We start from the raw sequence: 14077 nt of genomic DNA on the forward strand, positions 1-14077 counted from the left end.
CGCCGGGCAGGCAGCCGCCCACTCTTCCCGCGCTCTGCCGATCTTGTCGCTGGTGCCCGGGTTCCTCCGCGCTCACGTCAAGCCCTCGGCAGGACGGCTCACCCGCCGGCTCCGTTCGCGATCTTGGACGATTTCCCGCCGTTTCCGGTGGTCTATCGTCCAAGATCGCGGGAGAGAGGACTCGGCGTCCCGTTCGTGGCGTCAGACGAGGGTGCGGGCCAGGACGCCGATGTCGGGGTTGTCGGTGAACAGGCCGTCGATGCCGGTGCGCAGGAACGTCACCTGCTCGTCGATCGACTTGCCGTAGGCCGCCACATCCGTGCCGACCCGCAATTCGGCCGGCAGGAACGAGTTCTCCGCCCGGAAGGTGTACGGGATCACCTTCAGCCCGGCCGCGTGCGCGTCAGCGACCAGGCGGGTCGGCGTGCCCAGGGTGCCGTCCGCCTTCCGCGGGATGATCTGGTTCTTCTCCGGGCCGAGCCCGTCGGCGAACCCGGACAGCTCCTTGAGCCCCGCCGGCGTCAGATAGTCCGCGTACGACCGCGGGTCGTTGAACGGGTTCCCCGACGCGCTGGTCAGGAACACCAGCGGCACCTCCACCCGGTGCTCGCCGGCGAGGGTGCGCAGGTTCGCCGCCTCGAACGACTGGATGAAGACCTTCGCGCCCCGCCTGTCCAGGCCGTTGCGGCGCAGCGTCCGGACCAGCGGTTTCTCCAGCCCCAGGCCGATACGCTGGAAGAAGGTCGGGTGCTTGGTCTCCGGGAAGACCCCCAGCTCCCGGTCCAGTTCCTTGGAGAGCCGCTTGCGCAGATCCAGCACCTCCTGGAAGGTCGGCACCTCGAAGTAGCCGTCGTAGATCGTGTTCTGCTGCCGGATCGCCGGGATCCGCTCGACCGCCCGCAGCGTCTTCAGCTCGGCCAGGGTGAAGTCCTGCGTCCACCAGCCGGTCACGCTCACCCCGTCCAGCACGACGGTCCGCTTCCGGCCCGCGAACTCGGGCCGCGACGCGACGTCGGTGGTCCCGCCGATCTCCGGCTCGTGCCGGCAGACCAGGACGCCGTCCTTCGTGATGACCAGGTCCGGCTCGATGTAGTCGGCGCCCATGCGCGCGGCCAGCTCGTACGACGCGAGGGTGTGCTCCGGCCGGTAACCGGAGGCGCCGCGGTGACCCACCACGAGCGGCCGGCTCCTGCCACCGCCGTGCGCACCGGCCCACGCGGGCGCGGAAACGGCCCCGGCCAGCGCCGGAGCGGCGGCGGCGACCGCCCCGAAGCGCAGCACCTGACGGCGATCTGCCACGTTGTCCTCCACAGGTCCTCGACACCGGCGTTCCTCGCCGGATCTCCGGTCAGAGTCGACGTGATCGATCCGTCGGCCGGGCGACGAACTCATGGCGCGCCCTTGAACGACGGATCAATCTCCCACCCGACCCTTCCGCTATCCCCTGCCCAAGTCCACTGCGGATCGGAGCCACCCAGGGTCCCCACCACTCATCCACCGGTCGGGGTCGTGGCGCGCGTCGGGCATCCGGACGTCCAGGCTGTGAAGTCGTGCCGCTCATCCGACGGTCCGGGACGTGGGGTCGCGTCGTTCATCGGGTGGTTCGGGTTGTGGGGTCGTGCCGCTCATCCGGCGGTCCGGGTTGTGAACTCGGGCCGCTCATCCGGGGGCGAGGGTTGTGTGCAGCCGCTTCGCCTCACGGACAAGGCGTGAACCGCCGCCGCGCGCCACGACCGCCGCCAGCCCCGGGATGTCGTCGCGCGTCCCGGTCGCGCTGGCCACCCGGGTGGCCAGCTCCAGCAGATCCGGCAGGTTCCGCGGCGAGGCCGGCAGCACCCGTGCTGAGGCCGGCCGGCTTGGTGATGCGGTCGGCAGGTTCGGTGCTGCGGCCGGCAGGTTCGGTGGCGACGACTGCAGCAGCGGTGGAAGGGCGGCCCGGAGCGTCTCCCAGACCGCGACGGCGGCGCCCGCCTCGAACGCGTCGTTCAGCGCGGGCACGACCCGGCTGAGTTTCACCGTCCCGTCCGAACAGAGATCGCCCAGTTCGGCCCCGACCCCGCTCGCGAACCCTTGAGCGGTGTCCCCGGTGACCTGCGGCTCCGGAGCGGGCGAGAAGGGTTCGTGCGCGGCGGATCGGGACCGCTTCGCGGCCGCCGGCTCGGTGGTGGCGGCCGACAGCCCGGTGGTGGCCGGCTGTCTGGTGTCGGCCGATTGCCCGGTGGTGGCCGGCTGTCTGGTGTCGGCCGATTGCCCGGTGGCGGCCGGCTGGTCTCCGGTGGCTGGTTTCTCGGGGGTGGGGGCCGGTGGCCAGGCTGTGGCGGCGAGGAGGAGGAAGGCGTCGACGGCGGCGGCACGGTCGTTCTGGTGGCGGGCGCCGAACCCGTACGCCAGAGCGGTCGTCATCGCCGGCCCGATCGGGCCCGCCGCCTCGGCGAGCAGCGGAAGCAGGGAGGCGTCGGAATCGTCCTGGTCGGCGAGGGCGGCGATGCCGGGCAGCGCCCAGGCGGCGGCGATCTCCCGATGATGCGGCACCATCATGGCGAGCACGTCGGGCACTTCGGCGTAAGAGGCCTGATAGTCGGGCCGTGACCGCCTGGTGAGCGACACCAGCGCGTCCTCGAGGACGATCCGGTCGTCGTCGGTGCGGGCGGACTCCAGGTTCGCCACGACCCGGCGGACGACCACGTTGCCGTCGCGGTCTCGGGTGCACTGCTCGAAGCGGGTGCTGACCGGGTCGGGCAGCCCTCCGGACCGCAGCCAGGCCGCGAGCTGCCGGCCCGCCGGCGAGGTGAGGGCCTCGGCGCGGGCCAGCGTGGCGGGATCCGTGGTGCGCCGCACCCGGAGCAGCGCCTGCTGGAAGTCCAGCGGCAACGGCGGGCGCCCGGTCGTTTCCAGTCCGGCGAGCCGGTCGACCAGCACGTGGGCGTCGAGGCTGCCGGTGACGTGGGTGGGTGTGGCGAGCAGCGCCGGCGTCGGCGTCTCGGCCAGGCCGGCGGCGATCTCGGCGACCCGGAGGCTGAGAACCGCGGTCGGTGTGTGCAGGTGCGCCGACAACGGGCCGTGGGTGGCGGCCCGCAGCCGCTCGCTCATGACGAGGTCGGGCTCCTGCCCGGCGGCAGCCCTGATCGCCGCGCCGAGGAACGCCATGCGCCCCCACGAGTTGTGGAAACGGCCGGGGTACCGGTCGAGCACCGGGCCGAGCGTCTCGCCGAGCCCGGACCGCGCCAGGGTGACCAGCCCGTCGAGAACCCGTTCCCAGCGCACCGCGGTCTCGTCGTGCACGAGGGTGGACACCTCTTCGGCGAGCTCACCGGGGCTGCGGATCGGCGGGGGCATCGGCGCGGCCGGTGGGGCCGGGGCCAGCGCCGCCACGACGGGTGGCCCGGCGGCCGGAGCCACACCGAACATCGCCGCGGCCCGCGCGCCTTGAGCACCGGGCATCGCGACGGCCGCCGCCGCGATCCGCGCGTGCTCGGCGGATCCCGCCGCGACGTGCGGCAGATGCCGGCTGATGACGGTCAGTGCCCGCTCCTGAATCTCGATCGCCGGGTGGTGCAGGGCCTCGGTGACCGGCACCAGGATCTCCCCGGCCCGCTCCGGCGTCCGCCGGGCCACCCGGTCCAGCCAGGTGAGCTGAGCCTTGACGACGGTCTTCTCCCGACGCGCCAGGGCCGGCCCGGAAGCCTCCAGCAGGGTCACCAGCTCCAGCAGCCCGGCCTCGTCGACGGCGCGCAGCGATTGCTGGGCGAGCGTGGCCACCGTCGACGGCGCCTCGGACAGCATCCGTGCGTAACCCGGGGTGTGGGCGGCCAGCTCGGTGACCGTGGGCCGCAGCGCGGCGTGCAGCATGACGAACGGCCGGAGATGCACCGGACGATCACCGCGGGCCAGCCGGTCGACGGTCGCCCCGAGGATCCGCTCCCGGTCGAGCCGGCCCTCGGCGACGAGCTCCGCCACCGCGCCGGGGAACCGCGGCGCCGGATCCCACCCGCCGTCGGTCCAGGCGCCCTGGCCGAACTCCGTCCCCAGGCCGTCGATCTCGAACACCGGAGGCAGGAGGAGATCGAGGAACGGCTCCCCGCGCAGCCGGTCGGTGAGCGGGCCGGCCGGATGACTGTGCACAGCGGTCAGCCAGCTCCGCACGACCCCCTCGGTCACCGGCGGATCGGTCTTGCCCTCCGCCAGCAGGGCCGCGACGAACCGCCAGTCGCCGGAGCCGAGGACACCGCCGGCCGGGATGCGGCGGGCGAGCCGCACCCCGAGGTCGCCGACCCAGCTCAGGCCACGGGCCCGGGCGATCTCCAGGAAATGCCCGACGGGGATCTCGTCCCAGTCGCGCATCTCCCGGTGCAGGAGCATCGTGGCGGCCCGGGCCGCGGACGGCGCGCAGGCGATCACCGCGAGCCCGTAGAACTCGGTCGCGACATATCTGTCCCGCCACCACCGGACGCCCTGCTTGATCCGGGCGCCCAGATCGGTGCAGAGCGCCACCCGGGCGCGCTCGTCCATGGCGAGCAGGCCGGCGGTGAGCGCCGCGCCGTCGCTGTCGCGCATGTAGCGATCGAACACCGCCTCATCGATCAACATGCCGACACCCTAGGGCCCGGGTACGACATCTTCGCCGCCGTGGAAAGGCGATCCGGTGGCGGGGCGGGCCGGGGCCGCATCGGTGCGTCCGCCGGCGCGACCGGCCGCCTCCGCGAGGGCGATGTGCAGGCGCCGCGCCTCGCGGACGAAGCGGGACCCGCCGCCCCGGGTGGCGACGGCGGCCAGCCCGGGGATCCGGCCCGGGACGCCACCGGCCGTGCCGATGGCGCCCACCACGCCGGCGGCGAGCTCCAGCAGATCCGCCAGGCCGCGTGGCGCGGTCACCAGGAGCGGGGGCAGCATGGCCGTCAGGACCTCCCACACGGCCGCGGAGGCGCCCGCCGTGTGCGCGTCGCCGAGCGCCGTGACGACCCGGGAGAGCCGCACCGTCCCGTCGCCGCAGAGGTCGCCCAGTTCGGCGCCGAGCGCGGCGGCGAACGGCTCCGACCCGGCGGCGAGCAGCAGGAACGCGTCCACTCCCGCGGCCCGGTCGGCGGTCCGGCGGGCGCCGAGACCGTACGCCACGGCGAGTGCCATGGCCGGTCCGGCCGGACCGGATCCCTCGGCCAGGATCGGTAGCAGCGCCGAGTCGCCGCCGCCGGGTCCGCCCAGCCCGGCCAGGACCGGGAGGAGCCAGGCCGCGGCCGCTTCCCGGTGATGGGGCGTCACCATGGCGAGGATCTCCCCGTCGAAGGGGATGCGCCACGGGTCGTCGTAGGGCCGTGACGGCTGTTCGAGGGTGAACACCGCGGTCGCCAGAGGCGTTCGGGAGCCGGCGCCGTCGCCGGGGCGCAGGTTCGCCACGACGCGGCGGCCGATGTCCCGCCCCTCGTCGGTGGTGGTCTGCTCGTGACGGCTGCTGACCGGCGAGGGCGGACCGCCGTCGCGCAGCCACCGGGCGAGCCGTCGGCCCGCCGCCGAGGCCAGTGCCGAGGCCCGCGCCAGGATCGCCGGATCGTCGGTGGGGGAGACCCGCAGCAGGGCTTGCTCGACGTCGAACGGCCACGGTGCCCACCGCGGGTCCGAGGCCTCCGCGCGGGCGATCCGGGAGACCAGCACGTCCGCTGCGATCGATCCGGTGACGTGTGTCGGGGTGGCGAGCAGGCCCGGCAGGGGTCCGCCGGGCAGGCGCAGCGCCAGTTCGGCGATCCGTGACGTGAGCACCTCGTCGGGCGTGGTGAGGTCCGGGCGCCCACCGGCGCAGGCCTCCATCATGGAGCTCAGATGCCGCTGGATCCCGGGCTGTGGCTGGTGGCCGGCGACTGCCCGGATCGCCTCCCCGAGGAACGAGAGCCGCACCAGGCGCCGGTCGCCGAAGTGCTGTCGATGCCGGTGGAGGACCTGGCGGAGCACCGCCCGCAGCGCACTGGTGTCGCCCTCTGCCGGCAACCGGGCCAGCCCGTCGAGGATGCGCTCCCACCGGACGGCGGTCTCGGCGTGCAGCAGCGCCACGACCTCCTCGCCGAGCTCCCCGGCACTGGCGACGGCCGGCGGCATCTCGGCCACCGGAGAAGCCAAAGAAATAGGAGAAGCCGGAGAAGCCGGTGAAGGAGCAACCGGTGAAACGCGAGCCGGCGCTTCGTCTTCGGGCGGGGGCACGGCCGGCGTGGCGAACATCGCGGCCGCACGTGGCTGCAGGACGTCCGCCAGCGCCGGCGACGCCGCGGCGAGCCCGGCCCGTGCCGCCGTGTCCAGGGCGGGGAGATGCCCGCTGATCAGGGTGAGAGCCTGCTCCTGCACGTCCAGCGCCGGATGCCCGAAGGCCGCCCCGACCGCCGCGGCGACCTTCCCGGCCCGGGCCGGGTCCCGGCGGGCCACCCGCCCGAGCCAGCTCAGTTGAGCTCTGACCAGCGTCTTCTCCGGCCGGGTCAGGACTGCCGCAGCGGCTTCGAGCAGCGTCTCCCGGGGGAGCAGCCCGGCCCTGTCGGCGCTGCGCAGCGCCCGCTGCGCCAGACCGGCGACGACCGGCGGCGCCGCACCGATCAGGCGCACATGACCGGCGGCGTGGGCGGCGATCTCCGCCGGGCTCGGCGCCAGCCGGTCGTGCAGCGTGACGAACGGGCGCAGCCATGCCGGCCGGCCACCACGCACGAGCCGGTCGACCGTCATGGCGAGAAGCGCCGCCCGCTCCAGCCGACCCCCGGCGGCGAGCCCGGCGACGGCGTCGAGAAACTCCGGCCCGGCGTCGGCGAGGTCGGCGGCCATGCCGTCGATCTCGAACACCGCGGGGAGCATCAGGTCGAGATGGGGGACGGCGGCCAGATCGCCGGTGTCGCGGAGCGCTCCGGTGAGCCAGGAGCGGACGATCCCCTCGGTCACCGGCGGCGGGACGTCACCGTCGGCGAGCAGCGAGCTGACCAGCCGCCACTCGCCCGCCCCCAGGCCCTCGGGGCCGACGGTGGCCGCGAGCCGCGCCCCCAGGTCGGCGGTCCAGGTCAGCCGCCGGCTCCGGGCGATCTCCAGGAACCGGCTGGTGGGGATCCAGGTCCAGTCGCGCATGTCACCGTGGCTGAGCAGGGCGGCGGCCTGCTCCGCGTCGGGACTGCACCCGATCACCAGGAGCGCGAGCATGTCGGCGGGACGGCGGGCCGACAGCGTCCCTCTGGCCTGCTCCACCCGGATGCGGGCGGCCACGGCCGGGGCGAAGGCGAGGCGGCCGGCCTCGCTCGCGGAGAGCAGAACGGCGGTGACCGCCTCGCTGTCGCCCTTGCCGATGGGCCCGTCGAGCGCATCCCAGCTCAGTGACATGCCGACACCCTAGAGCCGGGGTACGACGATTCTCAGAGCCGCAGATGCGCCCAGTCCAGCAGCCCCTCCCCGAGATCACGGACGGTGGCGAGCAGTCCGAGCCGTGCCGCCCGCAGCACCGGGTCGTCGGCCATCACGAAGACCTCGTCGAAGAACGTCCCGACCGGTTCGACGAGCGGCCGGGTGGCGGTCACGAAGCTCTCCAGGTCCGGTTCGGACGGAACCGTCACGGCCGTGACGGCGGCGTGCAGGGCCAGCTCGGCGGGCTCCTTGAGGACGGACGGGTCGTAGCCGGCGGGGGTGTCCGCCGGGACGATCCGCCGGGCCCGCTGGATCGCCGCGGCCACCGCCAGGAAGCCCGGATCGGTGACGGCCGTGCCGAGCCGGGCCAGCAGACCGTCGGCGAGGGCGGGCCGGGCGGCGTGCGGCAGCACCGCGCGTACCCGGTCGACCGGATGCCCCTCCTCGGTGAGCACCTGCTCGAGGCGTCTGGTCAGGAACTCCGAGCACGCCGCGAGGACCTCGGGGGAGACCGGCACCGGCTGGGCGGCGGCCGCCAGCTCCAGCCCGTCGGCCAGGGAGAACCCGGCGAGCGCGGGGGTGGCCCGGTGCACCGCGAGCAGTCCGAGCACGGCTCGCCGTACCGCGAAGGGGTCGCTCGACCCGGTCGGCAGCCCGACCGTCGCGGCGAGCCCGGTGACCAGGTCGAGCCGGTCGGCCAGCGACAGCACCGCGCCGGCGGCCGACGACGGCAGCGCGTCACCGGTGTTGCGGGGCAGTTCCGCCTCGTAGACGGCCTGCGCCACCGCCCGGTCCTCGCCGGCGTGCAGCGCGTAGTCGCGCGCCATCACCCCGGCCAGGCTGGTCATCTCCGTGACGAGCTGCGATCCGAGGTCGAATTTCAGCAGCTCGGCGGCCCTGTTTAGAACGGGTGTGCCAATTTTTTGCCGGTCCGCCACGGTCAGAGCCAGGTTGGCGATCCGGTCGGCGCGGTCGGCCATCGACCCGAGTCTGTCGGTGAAGGTGAGGCGATTGAGATGGGATCTCATCTCCGCGAGCGGGGTCTCGAGGTCCGCGCGGTAGAAGAACGCCGCGTCCTCGTAACGGGCCCGCAGCACCGCCTCGTTGCCCGCGCGCACCAGCTCCACGTCGACCGGCCCGTTCGCCACCGTGACGAACATGGGCAGCAGCGCCCCGTCCGCGTCCCGCACCGGCAGGTAACGCTGGTGTTTGCGCATCACCGTGGTCAGCACCGCGTCCGGCAGCGACAGATAGCTCTCGTCGAAGGTGCCGAGCAACGGCAGCGGCTGTTCGACCAGGTCGGTGATCTGGTCGATGAGCGCGGCCTCGCCCGTGACGTCGATCCGCCCGTCCGGGTAGACGAGGTCCTGCGCCCCGATGACGATCAGCTCCCGGCGGTCGGCGTGGTCGGCGACGATCCCGTTGACGCCGAGCGTCTCGAGGAAGGTCTCGGCCGCGTCGATGTCGGCGTGCGGCGGCACGGCGGTGCGCAGCAGCCGGGTGCGGCGGCCGGCGGCGAGCGTCGAGACGGCCACCGGCACGACGTCGTCGCCCCAGAGCGCGGTCAGCCACCGCAGCGGGCGGCTGAAGGCGAGCTTCGGGTCGTTCCACCGCATGTTCTTGGCGGCCCGCAGCCCGGTCACGACCTGCGCGAGCACGGCGGCGAGCACGGTGGGCGCCGCGCGTCCCGCTTCGTGCTTCCGGACGACCACGTGGGGTACGCCGTTCACGTCCTCGATCTCGGCCCGGTCGATCGTGACGCCCTGCCCCCGGAGGAATCCTTCCAGGGCCTTGGTGGGAGCGCCGTCCCCGCCGTACGCCGCCTGCCTCTTGGGGCCCTTGACCGTGCGGACGTGGTCGCTCTCGCGGGCCGCGACGGCCGTGACGACGGCGATGAGCCGGCGCGGCGTGCCGAAGACCCGCACCTCGCCGTGGCTCAGCCGGGTGGCCGCCAGCCCGTCGGTGAGCAGCCGTCTCACCTGTTCGCGGGCGGAGCGCAGCTCACTCGGCGGCAGTTCCTCGGTGCCGATCTCGAAGACCAGGGTGCGCTCGCCGTCGCCGGTCTGCACCGCGGCGGCGGGCCGGGCGGCGTCGGGCGGGGTGATCGTGCCGAGTGGCAGGCCGAGTTCGGTGCGGCGGTCGACCCAGAGCCGGGCGACCTCCCCGGCCAGGCGCCGCATCCGGGCGAACTCGGCGGCCCGGTCGGCGGTGGAGACCGCGCCGCGGGAGTCGAGCACGTTGAAGGCCTGCGAGCACTTCAGGACGTAGGAGTGGGCCGGCACCGGCAGCCCGGCGTCGATCATGCGCTGCGCCTCGGCGGCGTAGATCTCCAGCAGCCGCCGGTTGGCGTCGATGTCGGCGTCGTCGAGGTAATAGCGCGACATCTCGTACTCGGACTGGCCGAAGACCTCGCCGTAACTGACCCCGGGGGAGTACTCGATCTCCTTGAAGTGGGTCTTGTCCTGCAGCGCCATGATGATCCGCTCGATGCCGTACGTGATCTCCACGCTGACCGGATCGAGGTTGAGGCCACCGGCCTGCTGGAAATAGGTGAACTGGGTGATCTCCAGCCCGTCCAGCCAGACCTCCCAGCCCAGACCCCAGGCGCCGAGGGCGGGGGAGGCCCAGTTGTCCTCGACGAACCGGACGTCGTGGGCGGTCACGTCGATGCCGATCGCCGCGAGGCTGCCGAGGTAGAGCTCCTGCGGGTTGCCCGGGTCGGGTTTGAGGATCACCTGGAGCTGGGTGTGGGTCTGCAGCCGGTTGGGGTTCTCGCCGTACCGGGAGTCGTCCGGGCGCACCGACGGCTCGGGGTAGACGACACGCCACGGCTCCGGGCCCAGGACCCGCAGGAACGTGGCCGGGTTCAGGGTTCCCGCGCCGACCTCGGTGTTCATCGGCTGGACGATCAGGCACCCCTGATCCGTCCAGTACGCGGTCAGCCGGGCCAGTGCGTCCTGCATGGTGAGCATGGGACCGAAGTCTAGGTGTGCCCGCACGGGGGTAGGTACGCGAACATGCTCGCCGGAGATCTTTACGCCTTCCAGGACCTACTAACGGATGAAGAGACCGCCACCGTCCAGCGGGTGCGCGAGTTCCTCGAGACCGAGGTCACGCCGATCGCCAACGAATACTGGGCACGGGCCGAGTTCCCGTCCCACCTGATCAAGCGGTTCGCCGGGCTGGGGCTGGCCGGGGTGGAGCGGTCCTCGCTGCTCGACGGCTGGCTGGCGCTGGAGATGGGCCACGCCGACGCCTCGATGGCCACCTTCTACGGGGTGCACGCCGGCCTGGCGATGGGCAGCATCCAGGAGTGCGGCTCGCCGGAGCAGCGGGAGCGGTGGCTGCCGGCGATGGCGTCGTTCGACCGGATCGGGGCGTTCGCGCTGACCGAGCCGGGCGGCGGGTCCGACGTCGCGGCCGGGCTGCGGACCACCGCGCGGCGCGAGGGCGACACCTGGGTGCTCGACGGCCGCAAACGCTGGATCGGCAACGCGACCTTCGCCGACCTGATCGTGGTCTGGGCCCGGGACTCCGCGGACGACCAGGTCAAGGGGTTCGTGGTGCCGAAGGACGCGCCCGGGTTCACCGCCACCAAGATCGAGAACAAGATCGCCCTGCGGATCGTGCAGAACGCCGACATCGAGCTGGCCGGGGTCCGGGTGCCGGAGGCCGACCGGCTGCAGGGGGCGCACTCGTTCAAGGACACCGCCCGGGTGCTGCAGCAGACCCGGGCGGGCGTGGCCTGGCAGGCGGTCGGGGTGATGCTGGCGGCCTATGAGATCGCCCTGCGCTATGCCGGGGAGCGCACCCAGTTCGGCCGGCCGATCGCGAAGTTCCAGCTGGTCCAGGACCTGCTGGTGCGGATGGTCGGCAATGTGACGGCGTCGCTCGGCATGTGTGTTCGGCTCGCCCAGCTGCAGGACGCCGGGGTCTACCAGGACGAGCACTCGGCGCTGGCCAAGGCGTACTGCACGACCAGGATGCGGGAGGTGGTCGGATGGGCGCGCGAACTGCTGGCCGGCAACGGCATCGTCCTGGAGTACGACATCGGCCGGTTCGTGGCGGACGCCGAGGCGCTCTACTCCTACGAGGGCACCCGGGAGATCAACTCTCTGATCGTGGGCCGGGCGATCACCGGGCACGGTGCTTTCGTGTGACGGGCCCACCGGTCGTCCGGGGAGGAGACCGGCGGGCGGGCGTCAGACGTAATCCTTGCTGACGGACCGCTGGGAGGCGGTGAAGGAGATGTCGCAGGCGGTGAGCTGACCGGCCGGGGCGGGCCCGCTGGTCCACTCCAGGTGGAAGTGGCCCTTCGTGACGCCCGGCCTCAGCTCGAACGTGGTGGGCCCCTCGCCGTCGGGGAACTCCCGCCAGGCGGGGTCGCCGGGCGTGACGGTGTTCGCCGGGTCGCTGGTGAAACCGATCCGGCCGCCGGACTTCGGCTGCAGGCAGTCCCGGTTCAGCTTCACCTGGACCGGGCCGGGGCTGATGAACTGCTCCGGGCCGGTGGCCCGGCACGACGGAAGACAGGACAGCCGGGTCGCGGTCCAGGTGTAGAGCATCCGGTCGACCGGCCGGTTGGTGTAGACGGCCAGGAAGTCGGTGCCGCTGGCCAGGATCGGCTGCCGGCTGTTGCGGTACTCGGCGAGGTACTCGCCGGTGGCGGTCGCCTTCACGGTGTGCCGGAAGGCGCCCGAGTCGCCGGCGGCGACCGACCCGAGGTAGACCTTCGGGCCCTGCTGGCCCTTGCGGAACCAGAAGCGCACGGTCCCGGCGTTGCCGGTGCCGCGGCCGACGAGGCCGGCCCGGCCGCTGAGTACGACCGGGGCGCCGACCGTCGTCTCGTCGGGCGCGGCGGCGAAGTCGATGCTCGTCTCCGGAGTCCGCGCCGACGGGGCTGCCGTCCCTGCCGGGGTCCGTGCCGGTTCGGGCGCCGCTCCCGCCGGGGTCGCGCCGGCCAGGGCGGCGACCAGCGCGGTGCCGGTCGCGGCCAGCGCGGCGCCGGTCGCGGGCAAGCGGGTAGAGCCCACCTTGTCCTCCGTGGGGTAGTTTCGTGACTTTTCAGCACGAAAACTACCAGTATGGAGTGGGCGTTCCACCGCTTATGACCGGTTCCGGCGAGTCAGTGATCCGAGCCGGCCAGACGTACCCCGCCGCCCCCGCGCTTGGCGTGGTACATGTGGGCGTCCGCCTCGCGCATCAGCTCGCCGACCTCGGCGCCGTGCTCCGGGAAGAGCGCCACCCCGATGCTCGCGCCGATCCGCACCGTCCGGCCCTCGATGTCGAACGGCTCCCGCAGCCGCTCGCAGATCCGTTCACCCACGCCGATCGCCGCGCCCTCGTCCGGATCGCCGGTGAGCAGCACGGAGAACTCGTCGCCGCCGAGCCGCGCCACCAGATCCGGCCGCCGGACCACTCCCTGCAGGCGCTTGGCCACCAACTGCAGCAGCACGTCGCCCGCGTGGTGCCCGACGGTGTCGTTGACCTGCTTGAACCCGTTCAGGTCGAGCAGCAGCAGCGCCGCGCGGGTGCCGGTCGCCGCGGCGATCTCCACCGCCACGTCGGCCCGGTCCAGCAGCAGCTTGCGGTTGGGCAACCCGGTCAGCGAGTCGTGGAACGCCTGCCGGGTCAGCTCGTTCATGTGCACCTCGGCGGCCTGCCGCATCCGGGCGCTGTCCATGATCAGGGTGCCCTCGAAGGCGAGCTGCTCGGCGAGGATCCGGTCCTGGGCGGTCCAGTCCCGGGTGCCCGCGGAGTCGCCGCACATCACCATGCCGACCGGCCCCTGCGCGCTCATCAGCGGCATCGCGACGAACGACTGCACGCCGATGGTCTGGACGAGCCCGCCGCTGCGTACCTTCGTGGTGGTCACGTCGCCGACCAGCAGCGGCTCGCCCTTGTCGGCGGCGCCCCGCCAGACCGGCGAGTCGGACGCGGCCTTGCCCAGCAGGTTGACGGTGAGCGCCTGGTGGATCTCCTCGGCGAAGCCGACCCCGTGCACGTACCGGATCCGCCCCTCGCCGTCGATCAGGTACATCGCGGCGTGCTCGGTGCGGAACGCCGTCGCACACGAACGGGCCAGCAGCGCGGCCGCGGTCTCCACGTTGCCGGCGGTCATGCCCTGCTCGAACAGCTCCCGGATGGTGGCGCTGCTGTGCGCGACGAACTGTCGCTGCTTCTCCGCCGCCAGCCCCTGCAGGGTGGTCGCGAAGTGCAGGGCCATCGTCGAGATGGTGTCCTGCGTGAGAGCGGCCAGGTCCGGGCCGGTCAGCAGCAGGATGCCGACGGTCTGGCCGCCGATGCGCAGACGGATCGCCATCTGCTCGCCGTTGACCACCGGCTTGCCGCCGGCCGGGGCACGGAACACCTTGCCCGCCACCAGTTGGTCACGCTTGCCGGGCTCGCCGATCCGGGCGCTCACCGTCATCATGCCGGTGACCGAGTCCAGTTCGAAGACGGTGGCCGCGGTCAGGCCGGCGATCTCCCGCAGGTGCGGCGCCGTCAGATCGAGGACGTGCTGCACCGACGGGGTGTCCTTGGTCATGAACGCCACCAGTTCGGCCAGCATCAGCCCCTGCCGGTCCGGCGTCATCAGGTCCCCGCCGGCCTCCTCCAGGAGGAGACCGGCTGTGTGCATCCCACTGCCCACGCTCATGGTCCTAGTGGTCGGCACCGCGGCCCGCCGGTTGAGCCGCGAACGCCGTGCCGCCGGTCGCAA

7 protein-coding genes are annotated in these 14077 nt (G+C 73.1%); 1 reads left to right on the top strand and 6 read right to left on the bottom strand.

Annotated elements, in window-relative coordinates; translation table 11 throughout:
* Positions 1–201: 201 nt before the first annotated feature.
* The 4 genes from Aut01nite_RS36800 to Aut01nite_RS36815 all read right to left on the bottom strand — a co-directional run bounded on the left by Aut01nite_RS36800 (position 202) and on the right by Aut01nite_RS36815 (position 10328).
* Positions 202–1299 carry a glycerophosphodiester phosphodiesterase gene (locus tag Aut01nite_RS36800; RefSeq protein ID WP_043529034.1) on the bottom strand — a complete coding sequence of 366 codons (1098 nt, stop codon included), beginning with the start codon at positions 1297–1299 and terminating at the stop codon, positions 202–204.
* A gap of 360 nt (positions 1300–1659) precedes the next feature.
* Positions 1660–4587 carry a DUF7824 domain-containing protein gene (locus tag Aut01nite_RS44525; RefSeq protein WP_204037883.1) on the bottom strand — a complete coding sequence of 976 codons (2928 nt, stop codon included), beginning with the start codon at positions 4585–4587 and terminating at the stop codon, positions 1660–1662.
* Between the two features lie 9 nt (positions 4588–4596).
* A complete protein-coding gene (locus tag Aut01nite_RS36810) occupies positions 4597–7335 on the bottom strand; it encodes a DUF6493 family protein (RefSeq protein ID WP_043529005.1) in 2739 nt (912 codons plus the stop codon).
* Between the two features lie 32 nt (positions 7336–7367).
* The gene (locus Aut01nite_RS36815; RefSeq protein WP_043529003.1) at positions 7368–10328 is read right to left on the bottom strand and encodes a glycine--tRNA ligase; all 2961 of its coding nucleotides are present in this window, start codon (positions 10326–10328) and stop codon (positions 7368–7370) included.
* Positions 10329–10373: 45 nt separating this feature from the next.
* Between Aut01nite_RS36815 and Aut01nite_RS36820 the strand changes: the two genes are divergently transcribed.
* Positions 10374–11516, top strand: coding sequence for an acyl-CoA dehydrogenase family protein (locus Aut01nite_RS36820; protein WP_043529001.1), 1143 nt, complete (start codon positions 10374–10376; stop codon positions 11514–11516).
* 42 nt (positions 11517–11558) lie between these two features.
* On the opposite strand, the gene Aut01nite_RS36825 is transcribed toward Aut01nite_RS36820, so the two are convergent.
* On the bottom strand, positions 11559–12389 hold the full coding sequence (locus Aut01nite_RS36825; protein WP_152628925.1) for a hypothetical protein: 831 nt from the start codon (positions 12387–12389) through the stop codon (positions 11559–11561).
* A 92-nt stretch (positions 12390–12481) separates the two neighbouring features.
* Positions 12482–14014: a sensor domain-containing diguanylate cyclase gene (locus tag Aut01nite_RS36830; RefSeq protein WP_043528997.1), complete on the bottom strand. Its 1533-nt coding sequence runs from the start codon at positions 14012–14014 to the stop codon at positions 12482–12484.
* Positions 14015–14077: the final 63 nt, after the last annotated feature.

The organism is Actinoplanes utahensis (assembly GCF_016862455.1).
Taxonomy (GTDB): Bacteria; Actinomycetota; Actinomycetes; order Mycobacteriales; family Micromonosporaceae; genus Actinoplanes; species Actinoplanes utahensis.

What these genes read in the sequence shown, in the direction of transcription:
- Aut01nite_RS36815 (WP_043529003.1), bottom strand. Translation starts at nt 10,328, where the DNA reads ATGCTCACCATGCAGGACGCACTGGCCCGGCTGACCGCGTACTGGACG.
- Aut01nite_RS36810 (WP_043529005.1), bottom strand. Translation starts at nt 7,335, where the DNA reads ATGTCACTGAGCTGGGATGCGCTCGACGGGCCCATCGGCAAGGGCGAC.
- Aut01nite_RS36830 (WP_043528997.1), bottom strand. Translation starts at nt 14,014, where the DNA reads ATGAGCGTGGGCAGTGGGATGCACACAGCCGGTCTCCTCCTGGAGGAG.
- Aut01nite_RS44525 (WP_204037883.1), bottom strand. Translation starts at nt 4,587, where the DNA reads ATGTTGATCGATGAGGCGGTGTTCGATCGCTACATGCGCGACAGCGAC.
- Aut01nite_RS36820 (WP_043529001.1), top strand. Translation starts at nt 10,374, where the DNA reads ATGCTCGCCGGAGATCTTTACGCCTTCCAGGACCTACTAACGGATGAA.